Annotated in this window: 12 protein-coding genes; 7 read left to right on the top strand and 5 right to left on the bottom strand. The window is 70.3% G+C overall.

The window, feature by feature from the left end; genetic code table 11:
• Nucleotides 1–81: 81 nt before the first annotated feature.
• Together mmsA and mmsB are read left to right on the top strand one after the other, a co-directional pair.
• Nucleotides 82–1608, top strand: a complete 1527-nt coding sequence (mmsA, locus tag AC4FS2_RS09140) for a multiple monosaccharide ABC transporter ATP-binding protein (RefSeq protein ID WP_491151932.1) — start codon at nucleotides 82–84, stop codon at nucleotides 1606–1608.
• A 22-nt stretch (nucleotides 1609–1630) separates the two neighbouring features.
• Nucleotides 1631–2854, top strand: a complete 1224-nt coding sequence (gene mmsB, locus AC4FS2_RS09135) for a multiple monosaccharide ABC transporter permease (RefSeq protein ID WP_491151933.1) — start codon at nucleotides 1631–1633, stop codon at nucleotides 2852–2854.
• A gap of 108 nt (nucleotides 2855–2962) precedes the next feature.
• On the opposite strand, the gene AC4FS2_RS09130 is transcribed toward mmsB, so the two are convergent.
• The 3 genes from AC4FS2_RS09130 to AC4FS2_RS09120 all read right to left on the bottom strand — a co-directional run bounded on the left by AC4FS2_RS09130 (nucleotide 2963) and on the right by AC4FS2_RS09120 (nucleotide 8532).
• Entirely contained in the window at nucleotides 2963–3904 is a 942-nt protein-coding gene (locus tag AC4FS2_RS09130; protein ID WP_491151934.1) for a quinone oxidoreductase family protein, read from the bottom strand.
• Nucleotides 3905–3953: 49 nt separating this feature from the next.
• Complete coding sequence (hrpA, locus tag AC4FS2_RS09125; RefSeq protein ID WP_491177085.1) at nucleotides 3954–7871, bottom strand: ATP-dependent RNA helicase HrpA; 3918 nt, start codon at nucleotides 7869–7871, stop codon at nucleotides 3954–3956.
• Nucleotides 7872–8010: 139 nt separating this feature from the next.
• Entirely contained in the window at nucleotides 8011–8532 is a 522-nt protein-coding gene (locus tag AC4FS2_RS09120; RefSeq protein WP_491151936.1) for an NUDIX hydrolase, read from the bottom strand.
• 243 nt (nucleotides 8533–8775) lie between these two features.
• Between AC4FS2_RS09120 and AC4FS2_RS09115 the strand changes: the two genes are divergently transcribed.
• Nucleotides 8776–9612, top strand: a complete 837-nt coding sequence (locus AC4FS2_RS09115; RefSeq protein WP_491151937.1) for an aldo/keto reductase — start codon at nucleotides 8776–8778, stop codon at nucleotides 9610–9612.
• Between the two features lies 1 nt (nucleotide 9613).
• Nucleotides 9614–11443 carry a thioredoxin domain-containing protein gene (locus tag AC4FS2_RS09110; RefSeq protein WP_491151939.1) on the top strand — a complete coding sequence of 610 codons (1830 nt, stop codon included), beginning with the start codon at nucleotides 9614–9616 and terminating at the stop codon, nucleotides 11441–11443.
• Between the two features lie 80 nt (nucleotides 11444–11523).
• On the opposite strand, the gene AC4FS2_RS09105 is transcribed toward AC4FS2_RS09110, so the two are convergent.
• Complete coding sequence (locus AC4FS2_RS09105; RefSeq protein WP_491155615.1) at nucleotides 11524–13116, bottom strand: dolichyl-phosphate-mannose--protein mannosyltransferase; 1593 nt, start codon at nucleotides 13114–13116, stop codon at nucleotides 11524–11526.
• 25 nt (nucleotides 13117–13141) lie between these two features.
• Between AC4FS2_RS09105 and rsmI the strand changes: the two genes are divergently transcribed.
• From rsmI to AC4FS2_RS09090, 3 genes are all read left to right on the top strand, one after another.
• Nucleotides 13142–13960 carry a 16S rRNA (cytidine(1402)-2'-O)-methyltransferase gene (rsmI, locus tag AC4FS2_RS09100; protein WP_491151941.1) on the top strand — a complete coding sequence of 273 codons (819 nt, stop codon included), beginning with the start codon at nucleotides 13142–13144 and terminating at the stop codon, nucleotides 13958–13960.
• A 154-nt stretch (nucleotides 13961–14114) separates the two neighbouring features.
• Complete coding sequence (gene metG / locus AC4FS2_RS09095; protein ID WP_491151943.1) at nucleotides 14115–15692, top strand: methionine--tRNA ligase; 1578 nt, start codon at nucleotides 14115–14117, stop codon at nucleotides 15690–15692.
• Nucleotides 15689–16567 (top strand): TatD family hydrolase, encoded by an 879-nt coding sequence (locus AC4FS2_RS09090; protein ID WP_491151944.1) that lies wholly within the window; start codon nucleotides 15689–15691, stop codon nucleotides 16565–16567. Before metG ends, AC4FS2_RS09090 begins: the two co-directional genes overlap by 4 nt.
• On the opposite strand, the gene AC4FS2_RS09085 is transcribed toward AC4FS2_RS09090, so the two are convergent.
• Complete coding sequence (locus AC4FS2_RS09085; RefSeq protein ID WP_491151946.1) at nucleotides 16552–17988, bottom strand: sugar porter family MFS transporter; 1437 nt, start codon at nucleotides 17986–17988, stop codon at nucleotides 16552–16554. The genes AC4FS2_RS09090 and AC4FS2_RS09085 overlap by 16 nt on opposite strands.
• Nucleotides 17989–18089 lie beyond the last annotated feature (101 nt).

Raw genomic sequence — 18089 nt, 5'->3', positions numbered from 1 at the left:
TGACGGTGGGCGGGGGCTTCGGCTCCCGTCCACCGTCGCGGCGGCCCGCTACATCCCCATTTCTCGGAAGAAGTCGGAAACGTGTCAGAGAACATCCTGGAGATGCGCGGCATCACCAAGACCTTCCCCGGCGTCAAGGCGCTGTCGAATGTCACCCTCGCGGTTCGCTCGGGAGATGTCCACGCGATCTGCGGCGAGAACGGCGCCGGCAAATCGACGCTCATGAAGGTGTTGTCGGGCGTCTACCCGCACGGCACCTACGACGGCGAGATCGTCTACGCCGGTGACGAGGTGCAGTTCCGCAACCTTCGCGACAGCGAGGCCCGCGGGATCGTCATCATCCACCAGGAACTGGCGCTCAGCCCGTATCTGTCGATCGCGGAGAACATCTTCCTCAACAACGAGCGCACGAGCGCCGGTCTCATCGACTGGAACAAGACGAACTTCGAGGCGGCAGCGCTGCTGGCCCGCGTCGGACTGCGCGACAACCCCACCACGAAGATCAGTCAGATCGGCGTGGGAAAGCAGCAGCTCGTCGAGATCGCCAAGGCGTTGTCGAAGGACGTCAAGCTCCTCATCCTCGATGAGCCGACCGCTGCGCTCAATGACGAGGACTCCGCGCACCTCCTGGACCTCATCCTCCAGCTCAAGGAAGAGGGCGTGACCTCGATCATCATCAGCCACAAGCTGAACGAGATCAAACGCGTCGCCGACACCGTGACGGTCATCCGCGACGGTAAGACGATCGAGACGATCGCGAAGGCCGAGGTCACCGAAGACCGCATCATCAAAGACATGGTGGGGCGCGACCTCGAGCACCGCTATCCCGACCACGAGCCGCACATCGGCGAAGAGCTGTTGCGCGTCGAGGACTGGACGGCGCACCATCCACAGGATCCGTCCCGCGTCATCGTGGACAAGGTCTCCCTGAACGTCCGCGCGGGGGAGATCGTCGGCATCGCGGGCCTCATGGGCGCCGGGCGCACCGAGTTCGCGATGAGCCTGTTCGGCCACAGCTACGGCACCCGCATCTCCGGCAAGGTGTTCATGCGCGGGAAAGAGATCAAGACGCGCACCGTGTCGGAGGCGATCGACAACGGCCTGGCGTATGCGACGGAAGACCGCAAGACGTACGGGCTGAACCTCATCGAAGACATCAAGCGCAACATCTCGATGGCCTCCCTGCGGAAGCTCGAGAAGGCCGGTCTCGTCAACGACAACGAGGAGTTCAAGGTCGCCAACGACTACCGGCGCGAACTGAACATCAAGGCCCCGAGCGTGCTCGTCAAGACCGGAAAGCTCTCCGGCGGAAACCAGCAGAAGGTCGTGCTGTCGAAGTGGATCTACTCCGACCCCGACGTGCTCATCCTGGATGAGCCCACCCGCGGCATCGACGTCGGCGCGAAGTACGAGATCTACACGATCATCAACCGGCTCGCGGCCGAGGGGAAGGGCATCATCGTCATCTCCTCGGAGCTTCCGGAGCTCCTGGGCATCTCCGACCGCGTGTATGCGTTGTCGGAGGGCCGCATCACCGGCGAGGTGCCCATCTCCGAAGCCACCCCCGAGTCCGTCCTCAAGCTCATGACCATGGAGAACCCCCGCTGACGGGGGTTCGGGAGACAGATCAATGACGAACAACACCGAGGCCGTCGGCGCGAACATCAACCCGCCGGACAACAAATTCACGCGCTGGTTCAGCCACGTGCTGGCCGATCTGGGCAAGAACGGCATCTTCATCGCCCTGATCGCCGTGGTCGCCCTCTTCACGATCCTGACCAACGGCATCCTGCTCCGCCCCCAGAACATCTCGAACCTGGTCGTGCAGAACGGCTACATCCTCGTGCTGGCCATCGGCATGGTCATGGTGATCATCGCCGGGCACATCGACCTCTCGGTGGGATCGGTGGCGGCCTTCGTCGGGGCGCTCTCGGGCGTCTTCGCGGTGGAGATGGGCATGCCCTGGTGGCTCGCCATCCTGTTGTCGCTCCTCATCGGAGCGCTGGTGGGCGCGTGGCAGGGTTTCTGGATCGCTTTCGTGGGGATTCCCGCGTTCATCGTGACCCTGGCGGGCATGCTGATCTTCCGCGGGCTGGCGCTCGTGGTCCTCGGTAACGCCAACATCGGCTCGTTCCCGACGGAGTACCGAGCGTTGGGCAACGGGTTCTTGTCGGGGTTGTTCGGCGAAACCGATCCCGACATCTTCACGCTCGCGATCGGCGCCGTGGCCATCGTCGCCGTCGTCGTGCAGCAGATGCGCACCCGCGCGGGGCGGTCCAAGTACGGTCAGGAGGTCGAGCCGATCGTCTGGGTCATCGTGAAGCTCGTGCTCATCGCCGCGGCGATCGCCTTCTTCACCTACTCGCTCGCGTCGTACAAGGGCATCCCGGTGACCCTGATCGTGCTGGCGGTGCTCGTGATGGTCTACGGCCTCGTGATGAAGCGGACGGTGTTCGGCCGCCACATCTATGCCATCGGCGGCAACCGCCACGCCGCGGAGCTGTCGGGGATCAAGACCCGCCGCGTGGACTTCTGGTTGTTCGTGAACATGGGGTTCCTGGCAGCCCTCGCCGGCCTGATCTTCACCGCCCGCCTGAACCTTGCCGGCCCGAAGGCCGGTGACGGATTCGAGCTCGAAGCCATCTCGGCCGCGTTCATCGGTGGCGCTGCGGTCCAGGGCGGTGTCGGCACCATCGGCGGGGCGATCATCGGTGGCCTCATCATCGGCGTGCTCAACAACGGCATGTCGATCATGGGCATCGGCATCGAGTGGCAGCAGGCCGTCAAGGGCCTCGTCCTGCTGCTGGCCGTGGCCTTCGACGTCTACAACAAGCGCCGCTCCGGCAACAGCTGAACGCCTCCGCGGCCTGACCGACCTCCACAATCCCGTCGGCCGACGAGAACCCCGCAGTGCGCCGGGGTTTCGTCGGCCGACGGGATTTTCGCGGGGACGGGGACCTGGTCAGGGGAGCAGGGTGACCTTGCCGTCGGTGCCGGACTGGACGAGGCGCTGGGCCTCTCCCGCCTCGGTGAGCGGCAACTGCGGACCGAGCTCGACGGAGAACGCGCTGGCCGAGAGAAGCGCGAGCGTCACCGGGATCGCCTCGTGCCGCCACGCGAGTTCCTGGGCCGAGAGGGGGCGCGGGCTCCCACCTCGGAACGCCCGGATGCCGAGGGCATCGGCCTCTGCGCCCCGGACGAGTGTGACGATCCGCCGGCGGTCGGCGACCAGGTCGATCGAGACGTCCAGCGCCTCGTCGGTGCCGACGCAGTCCAGGGCGGCGGTGACACCTTCCGGCGCAGCATCCCGTACCCGTCCCACGAGCCCGTCGCCGTAGCGCACCACGGTCGCGCCGAGAGCGCGCACCCCGTCCGCGCGGCGATCCGAAGCGGTCGCGATGACGCGGGCTCCCCACAGGAGCGCGTACTGGACCGCCGCGCGCCCGACCGAGCCCGAGCCGCCGTGGACGAGAAGCGTGTCACCGGGGCCGATCGCGAGCGACCGCAGCGACTGATACGCCGTGCCGACGGGAATCCCCAGCGCCGCGGCCTGCGCGGCACTGACCGCCGGCGGCCGGGGCACCGCGGAGGCGGCGGGGACGACGATCTCCTCGGCGTAGGTTCCGATGACGCCGGTCAGCACGACGGGAAGGCCGGGGCGGAATCCCTCCACGTCGTTCCCGACCTCGACCACGACCCCGCCGGCGTCCGCGCCCACGCGACGGGGCTCGCGGATGGGGTCGCTCGCCCGCGCGCCCGAGCGCAGCTTCGCATCCACCGGATTCACGCCGGCCGCCTCTATCCGAACGCGCAGCTCACCGCGAGCGGGAGCGGAGAAAGGCACCTCGCGGACCTGCAGCACCTCAGGACCGCCGAACTCGGTGTGGACGACAGCGCGTGGCATGGCAGGATCCTTTCCGTCGCCGAGCCTAGTGGTGGGCGCGGCCCCGGGCTCAGCTGCGCAGAACCTTCGCGATCCGCTGCAGCGAGACCGGTTCGGCCGTGCCGAGCTGCTGCGCGAAGAGGCTCACCCGCAGCTCTTCCAGCAGCCACCGTGCGTGCACGATCCGGGCGGGCGCGTCAGCGGGCGGCGGGATGGTGCCACCCGCGTCGCTGTAGAGGGCGGCGGCCCGCTCGTATTCGTTCTGACGCTGCCGGTCGCGGCCCGGGTTGTCCGCCAGCGCCTGGACCCGCTGCAGCGCGCCGGCGAGATACCGCGGAACGTGCGCCAGACGAGCGAGCCCGGTCGCGGAGACGAACCCCGGGAAGACGAGACCACTCAGCTGCGCGCGCACGTCACCGAGCGCCCCGAGAAGGGCCATCGACGTCTGGCCTCGGAGGGCGCGGTCCACCTCGCGGCCGGTGGTGAGGACCCGTGCAGCCAGCGAGACGGCCGCGAAGGTCTCGTCCACGACGACGGCCGACAGCGCATCGCGCACGCGTTCGAATTCGGCGTGCGTGCGGACGGATCCGCCGGGCGCGGAACGATCGAGCACCGCATCGGCCACGGCCACACGCGCGTCCTCGATCAGAGCCTTGGCGCTGGGGTACGGGGATGCGGCGAGGGCGAGCTTCTCCGTCGACGTGAGGTGCTCGAGGACATAGGTCGCGGGGGAAGCGACGGCCAGGAGCAGGAGGCGGCGCACGCCCGCGCGGGTGTGGCGCGCCGCATCCTGGGGGGTGGTCTCCAGGCGCAGCGACACTGATCCGCCGTCATCGATGAGGGCGGGGTAACCCCGCACGACACCCCCGGCCACCCGCGTGTCCACGACCTCGGGGAGATCACCGAACGTCCATGTCGTGACCCCCGAGCGCGCCGTGAACGCCCCGGGCGCGGCCATTCCCCCCGGCGTCGCTGCGGCGGCGACCTGCGCGGCGCGGCGATCGATCGTGGCGGCCACGCTCGTGCGCGCACGATCGGCGAGGCGCTGCTGGAGCGCGGACAGGTCGCGGTCGCTGCCGACCGTGCGCCCGCGGGCATCCACCGCGCGGAAGGTGGGCAGGAGGTGGCCGGGCACCCGCTCCATATCGAAATCGGCTGCGGTCACGGGCTGGCTCGCGACGCGCTGGACCAGCGCGGCCAGCGCCGCGGTGAGGGTGGTGGCGGGGAGCCCGTCCGTGTTCTCCGGGCCGCGTCCGGCCAGGTCCGCGGCGAAGCGCTCGGCCCAGTCCGCCGCGGGGACGACGTTGCGGCGGATCGCCTTCGGAAGGGCGCGCAGGAGCGCGGTGACCAGGGCGTCCCGGAGCCCTGGGACCTGCCAGTCGAAGCCGTCGGGTCGCAGCTGGGCGAGAAGGGCCAGCGGCACGAGGACGGTGAGCCCGTCGTCGGGAGCGCCCGGTTCGAAACGGTAGGACAGGGACAGGGTCTGGTCGCCCTGCTGCCACCGAGACGGGAATCCGCGGTCATCCGGGCGCGCGGCCTCCCCGGTGAGGTCGGCTTCGGACAGGTCCAGGAGGCGCGGGGTCTGCTCCGAGGCATCCCGCCACCACTGCTCGAACGAGCGCACGTCGAACACGTCGGCGGGGATGCGGGAGTCGTAGAACGCGAACACCGCCTCGTCGCCGACGAGGATGTCGCGGCGCCGCTCGCGCTCCTCGATCTTCTCCAGCCTGCGGCGCTGCTCGGTGTTGCGTCGGAGGAAGGCGGTGAGGCGCTTATCGAGCGTCGACGCATCCCACTCCTCCTCGACGAGCGCGTGGCGGAGGAACATCTCGCGCGCGAGCGGCCGGTCGAACCGGGCCAGCTGCACGCGCCGGCGGGGGACGATCTCCACGCCGAAGAGCGTGACCTTCTCGTACGCGGATGCGGCGCCCGCCGACTTCGACCAGTGCGGTTCGCTCAGCGACCGCTTCGCGAGGTCGCCCGCGAGCGCTTCGGCCCACGCCGGGTCGATCGCGGCGACCGTGCGCGCGAACAGGCGGGACGTCTCGACCAGTTCGGCGGCCATCACCGCCGAGGGCCGGCGCTTGCGCAGCCCGGAGCCCGGGAAAATCGCGAACCGTGCGCCGCGGGCGCCGATGTACTCGCCCTTGGCCGCGCGCCCGTCGCCCTTCGCGTCCCGGGGGCCGCGGCGGTCCTTGGGCGGGTTCGCGGTGCGGGGGTCGAGGATGCCGATCTGCGAGAGCAGGCCCGCGAGGATGGCGCGGTGCACCGCATCCGGATCCGCCGTCCGCTCGGTGGTTTCGCGCCGGATGTTCAGGAGCGAGCGCAGCTGCCGGTGCACGTCGACCCATTCGCGGACGCGGACGTAGTTGAGGAACTCGGCGCGGCAGAGGCGCCGGAAGGCGCTGGAGCCGAGCTCGGCCTGCTTCTCCTGCAGGTGATCCCACAGGTTCAGCAGCGACAGGAAGTCGCTCGTCGGGTCGGTGAATCGAGCGTGCAGGCGGTCGGCCTCTTCGCGCCGCTCTTCGGGGCGCTCGCGCACATCCTGGATGGACAGTCCCGCGACGATCGCGAGCACCTCCCGCAGCGTGCCGTTGTCGCGGGCCTCGAGCAGCATCCGGGCGAAGCGGGGGTCGATGGGCAGCCGCGCGATCTCCCGCCCGATGCCGGTGAGCCGCGGGGTCTCGCCGCCGCGGCCGGCGGTCGGGCGGGCGGGGGGTCTGATCGCCCCCAGCTCGGTCAGCAGATCCGTTGCGGCCTTCACGCCGCGCGAGTCGGGCTTGGTGAGGAACGGGAAGTCCGCCATGTCACCGAAGCCCAGCGACAGCATCTGCAGCAGCACGGACGCCAGGGACGTGCGGAGGATCTCCGGTTCGGTGTATTCCGGCCGCCGGGTGAAGTCCTCCTCGGAGTAGAGGCGGATCGCGACGCCCGGCGACGTGCGGCCGGCACGCCCCGAGCGCTGCTGCGCCGACGCCTGCGACACGGCCTCGATCGGCAGGCGCTGGATCTTCGAACGTGCGCTGTACCGCGAGATGCGGGCGGTGCCCGTGTCGACGACGTACCGGATTCCGGGGACGGTCAGGCTCGTCTCGGCCACGTTGGTGGCGAGGATGACCCGGCGCCGCACGCCCGCGACGCGGGAGGGTTCGAACACGCGATGCTGTTCGGCCGAGGAGAGACGACCGTAAAGGGGGAGGACCTCGGTGGGCGCAGCATCCTTCGCGTACGCGCCGCGCACCGCCTCGGCGGCATCGCGGATCTCCGCCTCGCCGGGGAGGAACACCAGCACATCACCGGCGGGCTCGCGGTCGAGCTCGCGCAGCGCCGCGACGATCCCGCCGACCTCGTCGGGATCGTCCTCCGCTTCGCCCTCCGGCACCAGCGGGCGGTATCGGATGTCGACGGGGTAGGTGCGGCCCGAGACCTCCACGATCGGCGCGGGCTGATCCGCGGCATCCGCGAAATGCTTCGCGAAGCTCTGCGGGTCGATGGTCGCCGACGTCACGATCACCTTGAGGTCGGGGCGCTCGGGGAGGATGCGGCGAAGGTAACCGAGGAGGAAGTCGATGTTGAGCGACCGTTCGTGCGCCTCGTCGATGATGATCGTGTCGTAGCGGCGCAGCAGCCGGTCGCGGTGGATCTCGTTGAGCAGGATGCCGTCGGTGACGAGGGCGACCCGGGTGTCGTCGGAGACGTTGTCGGTGAAGCGGACCTTGTAGCCCACGGTGGTGCCCAGCGGCACCTGGAGCTCTTCGGCGATGCGCTCGGCGATGGTGCGCGCGGCGATCCGGCGAGGCTGGGTGTGCGCGATACGGGTGCGGCCGAGCTCGAGGCAGATCTTGGGCAGCTGCGTGGTCTTGCCCGACCCGGTCGCTCCGGCGACGATCACGACCTGGTTCTCGGCGATGGCGCGCGCGATCTCCTCCCGGGCGGCGCTGACGGGCAGCTCCGGCGGGTACGCGATCACGGGTTCGGGCGAGGACACAGCCTTCGATCGTATCCGGCATCCCGCTCCCCTCCCCGAGAAACGACAATTCGGATGAGACACAACGCGGCGCGGGGTTTCTCGTCCGGATCGTCGTTTCTCGCCGGGCAGAGCGGTGCGGGGAGCGGCCGGGGGAGGGTCAGGACGGGCGGGAGATGAGGGCGACCAGGTCTTCCCACATCGCATCCAGGCGCGGCGTCCACGGCGCCGCCATCGCGCCGGACCGGTAGCGGTGCTCGGCCAACTCCAGCGGCACCCACTCGGCTTCGGCCACCTCGAGAGGATCGGGCCGCAGCGTCGGGGTCTCGGCGATCCGTGCGGCGTAGAGATCGAAGAGCGCGGTCGGCTCCGGGAATCGGCCGACCAGGACCAGGGATGCTGCGGACACCGCAACGCCCGTCTCCTCCCGCAGCTCTCGCGCCGCCGCGTCGGTACTCGGCTCACCGGCGAGCACGCTCCCCGCCGGGAACTCCCAGGTGAGCGGATAGTCCTTGGCCGAGGCCCGGCGCGTCATGAGCACGCGACCGTCGGAGCGGACCACGCACGTGCCCACGACGACGTGGAACGCACCATCCGGCCATCGGGCATCGCCGCGTCGGTGGGTGCGACCCATCGGCGTTCCGTCCCGGGTTGTGAGGTCCCACAGTTCCTCGTCGCTCATCGCTCCATCTTGCCGCCGAGGCACCCACCCTGCGCGAGAAACGACGATCCGGACGACACAGGGCGCGGCGCGGAGTTTCTCGTCCGGATCGTCGTTTCTCGACGGCGGGAGGACGGCGGGAGGACGGCGGGAGGACGGCGGGAGGACGGCGGGAGGCGGCGGGAGGCGCGGGGGGCGTCGCGCGCCGGGCCGCGTCCGTCAACCCCCGGACGCGACGGCCGGGGCCGCTCCTAGGCTGGCGGCATGACAATTCCCACGGTTGCCCTGAACGACGGCAACAGCATCCCCCAGCTCGGCTACGGCGTCTTCCTCGTTCCGCCCGAGGACACCGAGCGCGCGGTGAGCGAAGCCCTCGAGGTCGGCTACCGCCACATCGACACCGCCGCGATCTACCGCAACGAGAAGGGCGTCGGCGCGGCGATCGCGGCCAGCGGCATCCCGCGCGACGAGCTGTTCATCACGACGAAGCTCTGGAACGACCGGCACGACGGCGACGAGCCGCACAAGGCCATCGCGGAGAGCCTGGAGAAGCTCGGTCTCGAGCAGGTGGACCTCTACCTCATCCACTGGCCCACCCCCGCGAAGGACAACTACCTGCACGCGTGGGAGAAGATGATCGAGATCCGGGATGCCGGGCACACCCGCTCGATCGGAGTGTCGAACTTCCAGGTGCCCCACCTCGAGCGCATCGTCGACGCCACCGGTGTGACTCCGGTCGTCAACCAGATCGAACTCCACCCCGCTCACGCTCAGCGCGAGATCGTGGCGTGGGGCGAGGCACATGACATGCACATCGAGTCGTGGGGTCCGCTCGGTCAGGGCAAGTACGACCTGTTCAACATCCGCGCCGTTGCCGAGGCCGCGGCATCCCACGGCAAGAGCCCGGCCCAGGCCGTGCTGCGCTGGCACATCCAGCACGGCTTCATCGTGTTCCCCAAGTCCGTCCGCCGCGAGCGGCTGGAAGAGAACATCGACCTGTTCGACTTCGAGCTGACCGACGCCGAGATGACCGCGATCGATGCGATCGACCCCGGTGACGGCTCGGGCCGCGTCAGCACGCATCCGGACGATCTGAACTGACGTGAACCGCCTGGCGAACGCCACCAGCCCCTACCTGCGTCTCCACGCGTCCAACCCGGTCGCGTGGTACCCGTGGGGGCCGGAGGCGTTCGCCGAGGCGGAGCGGCGCGACGTGCCGGTGCTCGTGTCGATCGGCTACTCCACGTGCCACTGGTGCCACGTCATGGCGCGCGAGTCGTTCGCCGACGACGCGACCGCGGCGATCATCAACGACGGCTTCGTGGCGATCAAGGTCGACCGCGAGGAGCATCCCGAAGTGGATGCCGCGTACCTCGACGCGGCCTCCGCCTTCACCCGGAACCTCGGCTGGCCCCTCACGGTGTTCACCACCCCGGGCGGCGCGGTGTTCTTCGCCGGCACGTACTGGCCGAACGAGGCACGCGGGCCCATGCCCGCCTTCCGGGACGTGCTCGCCGCGGTGCGGGAGGCGTGGACCGAACGGCGCGACGAGGTCCTCCGCACCGGTGAGGCCCTCCGCGAAGCGCTGGCGGCCTCGGTCCCGCCCGCCGCGGATGCGCTTCCCACTCTCGACCAGCTCGCGGAGGCGGCGCGCGCGGTCGTCGCGGGGGAAGACCGCGAGTACGGCGGATTCGCGGCCGGCAGTGCGCTGGAGACGCCCAAGTTCCCCAACGTGCCCGTGCTGCGCTTCCTCGCGTCGGAGGCGCTGGTGGAGCCGGTTCCGGATGCGGCGGCCGTGGCCGCGCGCGCACTCGCCGCCATGGCCGCCTCCGAGTTGCACGACCCCGTCGAGGGCGGCTTCTTCCGCTACGCCACCCGGCGGGACTGGACCGTTCCGCACTACGAGCGGATGCTCACCGACAACGCCGGGCTGATCGAGGCGGCGCTGGACGCCGGGAACGACGAGGTCGCCGCCGACGCCGCACGGTACCTCGTCGACGTGCTGCAGCAGCCGAACGGTGGAATCGCGGCGGCCCAGGACTCCGAATCGATCATCGACGGTGAACGCAGCGAGGGCGGCTACTACGCCCGCGACGCCGCCGGGAGGGCAGAGCTTGCCCCGCCGGCGCTCGACGGCAAGATCGTCACCGGGTGGAACGGCCACGCCATCGCCGCCCTCGCGCGCGCCGGCGTGGTGCTCGGCGACGACCGTCTCATCGAGGCGGCGCGCTGGGCGACGGACGCCGTACTCGAGACGAACCTCGACGCGGACGGGATGCTCCGCCGGGCGTCGCTCGACGAGATCGTGTCCTCCGCCCCGGCGACACTGGAGGATTACGGCGGGCTGGCCCGCGGTCTGCTGCTGCTCGCGCTCTCCACGGGACAGTCGGTGTACGCCTCCCGCGCCCGCGACCTCGTGGATGCGTGCCTGGCAGCGGACGGGACCATCGAGGCGCCCGGCGGCGGTGACCCGGTGCTCGCCACCCAGGGGGTACGGGCCGCGGGTGTCGCCAGCGACGGTGCGGCTCCCTCCGGCCCCGCGGCGATGGCCGCCGCCGCGCTGCTGCTGTGGCAACTGGGCGCCGGAGAGCGCTACCGCTCTGCGGCCGCCACTCTTGTCCAGGCGGCGAGCCCCGCCGCGCTCGCCGCGCCGATCGCGCACGGCGCCCTGCTCCAGGTGGCGGTCGGGCTGGCCAGTGCCCCGCACCAGGTGGTCGTGATCGGGAACGCCGACAGCCCTCTCGCTGCCCGGGCACGCCGCATGCACGCCGATGTCGTGGCGATCGTCGACGCGTCGCAGGCCGCCGAGCTGGCCTCGGCCGGCCTGTCGCTGTTCGAAGGGAAGGCGCCGATCGAGGGACGCCCGACCGCCTACGACTGTCGCGCCTTCACGTGCCGCCTCCCGGTGACCGACCCCGCACAGCTGGCCTGACCGACCCCGCACAGCTGGCCTGAGCCACCCCGCGCAGCTGGCCTGATTCACGCCGCTCGGCGGGCCTGACCTCGCCGCGACTAGACCCAGGTGGGCAGCCAGTTGTGGAGCCGCCAGAAGTCGTACGCCACGGGCAGCCCCGTCCACACCGGATACCAGAACGCTGCGACGAGCGTCACGATGACGAGGAACACCGCGACGATCCGCTGTCCGCTCACTCGTCGGGCGGGGGGCGCCCCCGGCGGAGCGGCGATGTCGCGCAGCGCGAAGGTGAGCGCGAGGATCAGGAACGGGAGCGTGACCACTGTGTAGAACTGGAAGATCGTCCGCTCGGGGTACAGCAGCCACGGCACGTAGGTCGCCGCGATGCCCGTCAGAACGAGCGCGAGGCGCCACTCACGGGTCAGAACGAACCGGACGGCGAGATAGATGACCGCAGCCGCTCCCGCCCACCACACCAGGGGGTTGGGGAGGCTGGAGATCGCCTCGGTGCATCCCGAGGGGAGCCCGCATCCGTTCTCGCCGGCAGCATCCTGGCGCCAGTGCATCGACGTGGGGCGGATGAGGAACGGCCACTGCCAGGCGGGGCTCGCATACCCGTGCGGGGAGCTGAGCCCGACGTGGAAACCGTAGATCGACTGGTGGTAGGCCCACAGGTTCTGCAGGGCCAGCGGCACCCACGCCCACAACCCCGTCGCGGGGGTCGCGTCGACGGCGTGGCGCGAGTAGCCGCCGTCGGTGAGGAGCCACCCCGACCAGGAGGCGATGTACACCACCGCGGCGATCGGCACGAGGAGCAGGAACGACACCGGACCCTGCCGGAGGGCGGCGTCGGCGGGCCACATCCCGATCCCGGCCCGTCGTCGGGCCAGCGCGTCGGTGATCACCACGTACAGGCCGATCACGGCCAGGACGTAGACGCCCGACCACTTCACCGCCGTCGCGGCACCGGCGGCGGCCCCCGCAGCTAGGAGCCACGGCCGAGCCCATAAGACCGGCCCCCACTGCACGGACGACGGCCGATCGTCCTCACGCGCCGCCACGAGCGCGGCGAGCCGTGACAGCGAGCCGCGCCGGTCGAGGACCACGAACCAGAACGCCAGCAGGACGAAGAAGGTGAGGATGCCGTCGAGCAGCGCGATGCGGCTCATCACGATCGCGAGTCCGTCGATGGCGAGGAGGGACGCGGCGACGGTCGCGAACGCGCGTGAGCGGGTCAGCGCGTGCGCGAGGAAGTACAGCACGAGAACGCTCGCGGTGCCGAGCAGCGCCACCGCGAAGCGCCACCCGAACGACGAGTCGGCGCCGAACAACGCCATCCCGGCGCCGATCAGGATGCGGCCGAGCGGGGGATGCACGACGTAGCTGCCGACCGCGGTGAAGATGTCGGTCTCGCCCGCGAGGAAACGAGCGTCGGCGCCCTCGGGCCAGGTCGATGGGTAGCCCAGGTTCCACTGGCTCCAGGCGTCTTTGACGTAGTACGTCTCGTCGAACACGATGCTGTGGGGGTGCCCGAGGCCTGCGAACCGGAGTACCCCCGCCAGGAGCGTCACGAGCAGGGGTGCGAGCCATGAGTACAGTCGTTGCCGCTGTGGATCGGCGACCACACGTGCGCGCCACCGGTCGAACCACGTCGACGCCGATGCGGGAGGCGCATGCTCGGCGGTCGACATCACGGGCCCAGCCTAAGCTGGGCGCGTGATCATCCTGGGTGCGACGCCGATCGGCAACCTCGGCGACGCCTCGCGGCGCCTGGTCGAGGCGCTGTCGTCGGTCGAGATCATCGCGGCCGAAGACACCCGGACGACGCAGCGGCTGCTGGCCGGGCTGGGCGTGGAGAACCGCCCCCGCCTGATCGCGCTGCACGACCACAACGAGAAGGAGCGAGCCGGAGAGGTGATCGCCCTGGCCCGCGACCGCGACGTGCTGGTGCTCAGCGACGCCGGGATGCCGACGGTCAGCGACCCGGGGTACGGCCTGGTCTCCGCCGCCGCCCGAGCCGGCGTGGTCGTGACGGTGCTGCCGGGGCCGAGCGCCGTGCTGACCGCGCTCGCCGTCTCGGGCCTGCCGACCGACCGGTTCGCGTTCGAGGGTTTCCCGCCGCGGAAGCCGGGGGAGCGGCGCACCGCGTTCGCAGCGCTGTCCTCCGAGCCCCGCACGTTGGTGTTCTTCGAGGCGCCGACGCGGCTGGCCGCCACGCTCGCAGACCTCGCCTCCACGTTCGGGTCCGGCCGCCCCGCCGCGGTGTGCCGCGAGCTGACGAAGCTGCACGAGGAGGTCGTGCGGGGCACGCTCGGCGAGCTGGTCGAGTGGGCAGCCGGAGGAGTCCGCGGCGAGATCGTCATCGTCGTGGGCGGTGCGGCACCGCGGGAGACGCCCTTTCCCGACGCCGTGGCGCAGGTGCTCGAACTCCGGGGCACCGGCGCGCGACTGAAGGATGCGGCATCCGAGGTCGCCGCCGTCACCGGGCACTCATCGCGCGAGCTGTACCAGGCCGCACTGGACGCCCGCGGCTGAGCCCCGCCGCTCAGCGAGACTCCACCTGCGCCACCAGACTGCGTACCTCGGCCGCAGTCTCGTGGCGGTCATGCAGTCTCGCGGTTCTCAGGGATCGGGTCCGGTCGGCCGTCATACGCGCGGCCGGACCGGCCCGCGCCCGTAGAATTCTCGGGTGAGCACCGGCCGATCCTTCTACATCACGACGCCGATCTACTACCCGAGCGACGTGCCCCACATCGGCCACGGATATACGACCGTGGCCGTGGACGCGCTCGCGCGCTGGCACCGCCAGTCCGGCGACGACACCTGGATGCTCACCGGCACCGACGAGCACGGCCAGAAGATGATGCGGGCGGCCGCCGCCAACGGTGCCACGCCGCAGGAGTGGGTGGACAAGCTCGTCAGCGAGGCGTGGTTCCCGCTGCTGGAGACGCTCGACGTCGCCAACGACGACTTCATCCGCACCACCCAGCCGCGCCATGAGGAGCGGGTACGCCAGTTCGTGCAGGCGATCTACGACCGCGGCTACATCTACGCCGGCGAGTTCGAAGCGCTGTACTGCGTCGGATGCGAGGAGTTCAAGACGGAGGCGGAGATCGTCGACGGCACCGGGGCCTTCGAGGGCCTCAAGGTGTGCGCGATCCACTCCAAGCCTCTGGAGCTGCTCCAGGAGAAGAACTACTTCTTCAAGCTGAGCGAGTTCCAGGACCGCCTGCTCGAGCTCTACCGCGACGTGCCCGACTTCGTTCGGCCGGAGTCGGCGCGCAACGAGGTCGTCTCCTTCGTGAAGAACGGGTTGAAAGACCTCTCCATCTCGCGCTCGACCTTCGACTGGGGCATCCAGGTGCCCTGGGATGAGTCGCACGTCATCTACGTGTGGGTGGACGCGCTGCTCAATTACGCCACGGCCGTCGGGTACGGGTCCGACCCGGAGCAGTTCGCCGAGCGGTGGCCCGCGTACCACGTGGTGGGGAAGGACATCCTCCGTTTCCACGCCGTCATCTGGCCGGCGATGCTGATGGCCGCGGGTGTCGAGGTGCCGCGCGGCGTTTTCGCGCACGGGTGGCTCCTCGTCGGTGGCGAGAAGATGTCGAAGTCGAAGCTCACCGGTATCGCCCCGACCGAGATCACGGATGTCTTCGGCTCCGACGCGTACCGGTTCTATTTCCTGTCCGCGATCGCGTTCGGCCAGGACGGATCGTTCTCGTGGGAAGACCTGTCCGCCCGATACCAGTCCGAGCTGGCGAACGGGTTCGGCAACCTCGCATCCCGCACGGTCGCGATGATCGAGCGCTACTACCAGGGCATCGTGCCGCCGGCGGGGGAGTACGCCGAAGGCGACCTGCGCATCCAGCGCACCGTGGCGGATGCTGCGGCACGCGCCGACGCGGCGATCGAGCGGTTCCGCATCGATGAGGCCATCTCCGCGGTGTGGACGATCGTCGACGACCTCAACGGCTACATCACCGAGAACGAGCCGTGGGCTCTGGCGAAGGACGACGCTCAGCGCGAGCGGCTCGGCACGGTGCTGTACACCGCCGCCGAGGGACTCCGCGCGCTGGCCGTGCTGCTGTCGCCGGTGATGCCGATCGCGACGGAGAAGCTGTGGGTGGCGCTCGGTGCGGCCGAGACGCTCGGCCGCCTCCCGCACCAGCCGTTGCGCGAGGCCGGCACGTGGGGGCTCCTCCGCCCCGGGACGTCGGTCAACGGCCTCGCCCCGCTCTTCCCCCGCGTCGAACAGCCCGCATGACGGGCGACCCGAGCACGTACGTGCGACGCCGCGAGAAGGGGAGCCGGGATGTCACCTACCCCGAGCTGCCCGAGCCGCTCGCCGTGCCGGTGTACGACAACCACGCGCACCTCGAGATCGAGGACGGCGAGGCGGGGCTGACCCTCGCGGAGCACGTCGAACGGGCGGCCGCCGCGGGCGTGCTCGGCATCGTCCAGGCTGGAGGGGACATCGACTCCTCCCGCTGGTCGGCGGAGGCCGCCGCATCCACGTCGGGCGTGCTGGCGGCCGTCGCCGTCCACCCGAACGAGGCACCGGCATACGAGGCGGCGGGAGAGCTGGATGCGGCGATCGCGGTGATCGACGAACTCGCCGCGCAGCCGCGGGTGCGGGCGATCGGCGAGACCGGCCTCGACTTCTTCCGCACCGGGGAAGACGGCCGACCGGCGCAGTTCCGGTCGTTCGAGGCGCACATCGACCTCGCGAAGAAGTACGGCATCGCGATGCAGATCCATGACCGCGACGCCCACGACGCGGTCCTGGAAACGCTCGACCGGGTCGGCGCGCCCGAGCGGACGGTGTTCCACTGCTTCTCCGGCGACGAGGCGATGGCCCGCATCGCCGCCGACCGCGGCTACTACCTCTCCTTCGCGGGCAACGTGACGTTCAAGAACGCGCAGAACCTCCGCGATGCGCTCGCGGTGACGCCGCGCGAGCGCATCCTCGTGGAGACGGATGCTCCGTTCCTCACGCCCGCGCCGTTCCGCGGTCGCCCCAATGCGCCGTTCCTCGTGCCCGTCACCGTGCGGTTCCTGGCCGCCGAACTCGGCGCCGACCTGGACGAGCTGTGCGCGCAGATCGCGGCGAACACCGTCGAGGTCTACGGCGCGTTCTGATCGCGGCCGCCGTCGGTCATCGATTCCAGCGTGCGCCCTTTCGTCTCACGGACGAACCTGATCACGAAGAAGATCGCCACGAACGCGAAGAAGCTGTACACCCCGTACGCCAGCCCCAGGCCCACCGCGGCCAGCGCCGGGAAGGTCGTGGAGATGATGAAGTTGGCCACCCACTGTGCGGCCGCTGCCACCGACAGGGCGACGGCGCGGATGCGGTTGCTGAACATCTCGCCCAGGAGCACCCACACCACCGGTCCCCAGGACGCGCCGAAGAAGACCACGTAGAGGTTGGCGGCGATGAGCGCGATGGTTCCGGCCGTGCCTTCGAGAACCGGCTGGCCGTCGACGATGGGCGCGGTGGCGAAGACGATGGTGAGCGCCGCGAGGGAGAGGAACTGCCCGATCGCCCCGATGAGGAGGAGGGGCCGGCGGCCCACCTTGTCGATGAGCAGGATCGCGATGATCGTGGTGACGATATTGGTCACGGACGTGATCACGGTGATCGTGAGCGAATCCTGCTCGGTGAATCCCACCGCCTGCCAGAGCGTCGAGGAGTAGTAGAAGATCACGTTGATGCCGGTGAACTGCTGCAGCACCGACAGGCCGATCCCCACCCACACGATGGGCAGGAGTCCGAACGCCGGGCCGTGCAGGATGGCGAAGCGGGGCCGGTCGGGCTTGCCCTGCACCGTCTCGATGATGTCGGTCGTGGTCTTCTCGACGTTGCCGCCCACGAAGCGCGTGAGCACCTCCTTGGCCTTGCTCACCTCGCCGCGAGCGATGAGATACCGGGGCGACTCGGGGATCGTGAGGGCGAGCACGCCGTAGATGACGGCCGGAACGAGTGCCGACAGGAACATCCACCGCCATGCCTCCAGGCCCAGCAGCCACGGGGCTGCGGCGCTGCCCGCCGCAGCCACGATCGCCGCGTCGCCGAGGAGCGCGACGAAGATGCCGGAGACGATGGCCATCTGCTGGAGGGATCCGAGGCGCCCGCGATGCGCCGGAGGGGAGACCTCGGCGATGTAGGCCGGGGCGATCACCGAGGCGATCCCTACCCCGAGGCCGCCCACGATGCGCCAGAACGACAGATCCCAGATCCCGAAGGCGAAGCCGCAGCCCACCGCGCTGATGACGAAGAGGATGGCGGCGACCACCATGATGCGGACGCGCCCGAACCGATCCGCGAGGCGCCCGGCGTACCACGCGCCCACCGCGCACCCGAGGAGCGCTGACGCGACGGAGAACCCGAGCAGGAACGGTCCGGCGTTGAACTGCTCGCCGATCGCGCTGACGGCGCCGTTGATCACGGCGGTGTCGAAGCCGAACAGGAAGCCGCCCAGCGCCGCGGTGGCGGCGACGAGGATGACGCGGGTGATCGGGACGGAGACGTCGGCGCCGGACTGCGGGGATGAACTCATCGGATTCCTCCTTCGTGCCGCAGGGCCGGCCGTGCCGCCCGTGTCCGCCCACCCTGCCGCGAGCCCCACATGCTGTCAAGGGACTGCCGGGCACCTGCGAC

Source organism: Microbacterium sp. Z10_103, assembly GCF_058310455.1.
The sequence above is the reverse complement of the archived record's forward strand: the minus strand, read 5'-3'. Positions and strand labels throughout refer to the sequence as shown.

Excerpts from the sequence above, each read along its gene's own strand:
- mmsB (WP_491151933.1), top strand. The coding sequence starts at position 1,631 with ATGACGAACAACACCGAGGCCGTCGGCGCGAACATCAACCCGCCGGAC.
- AC4FS2_RS09130 (WP_491151934.1), bottom strand. The coding sequence starts at position 3,904 with ATGCCACGCGCTGTCGTCCACACCGAGTTCGGCGGTCCTGAGGTGCTG.
- AC4FS2_RS09120 (WP_491151936.1), bottom strand. The coding sequence starts at position 8,532 with ATGAGCGACGAGGAACTGTGGGACCTCACAACCCGGGACGGAACGCCG.
- AC4FS2_RS09115 (WP_491151937.1), top strand. The coding sequence starts at position 8,776 with ATGACAATTCCCACGGTTGCCCTGAACGACGGCAACAGCATCCCCCAG.
- AC4FS2_RS09105 (WP_491155615.1), bottom strand. The coding sequence starts at position 13,116 with ATGTCGACCGCCGAGCATGCGCCTCCCGCATCGGCGTCGACGTGGTTC.
- AC4FS2_RS09090 (WP_491151944.1), top strand. The coding sequence starts at position 15,689 with ATGACGGGCGACCCGAGCACGTACGTGCGACGCCGCGAGAAGGGGAGC.
- AC4FS2_RS09085 (WP_491151946.1), bottom strand. The coding sequence starts at position 17,988 with ATGAGTTCATCCCCGCAGTCCGGCGCCGACGTCTCCGTCCCGATCACC.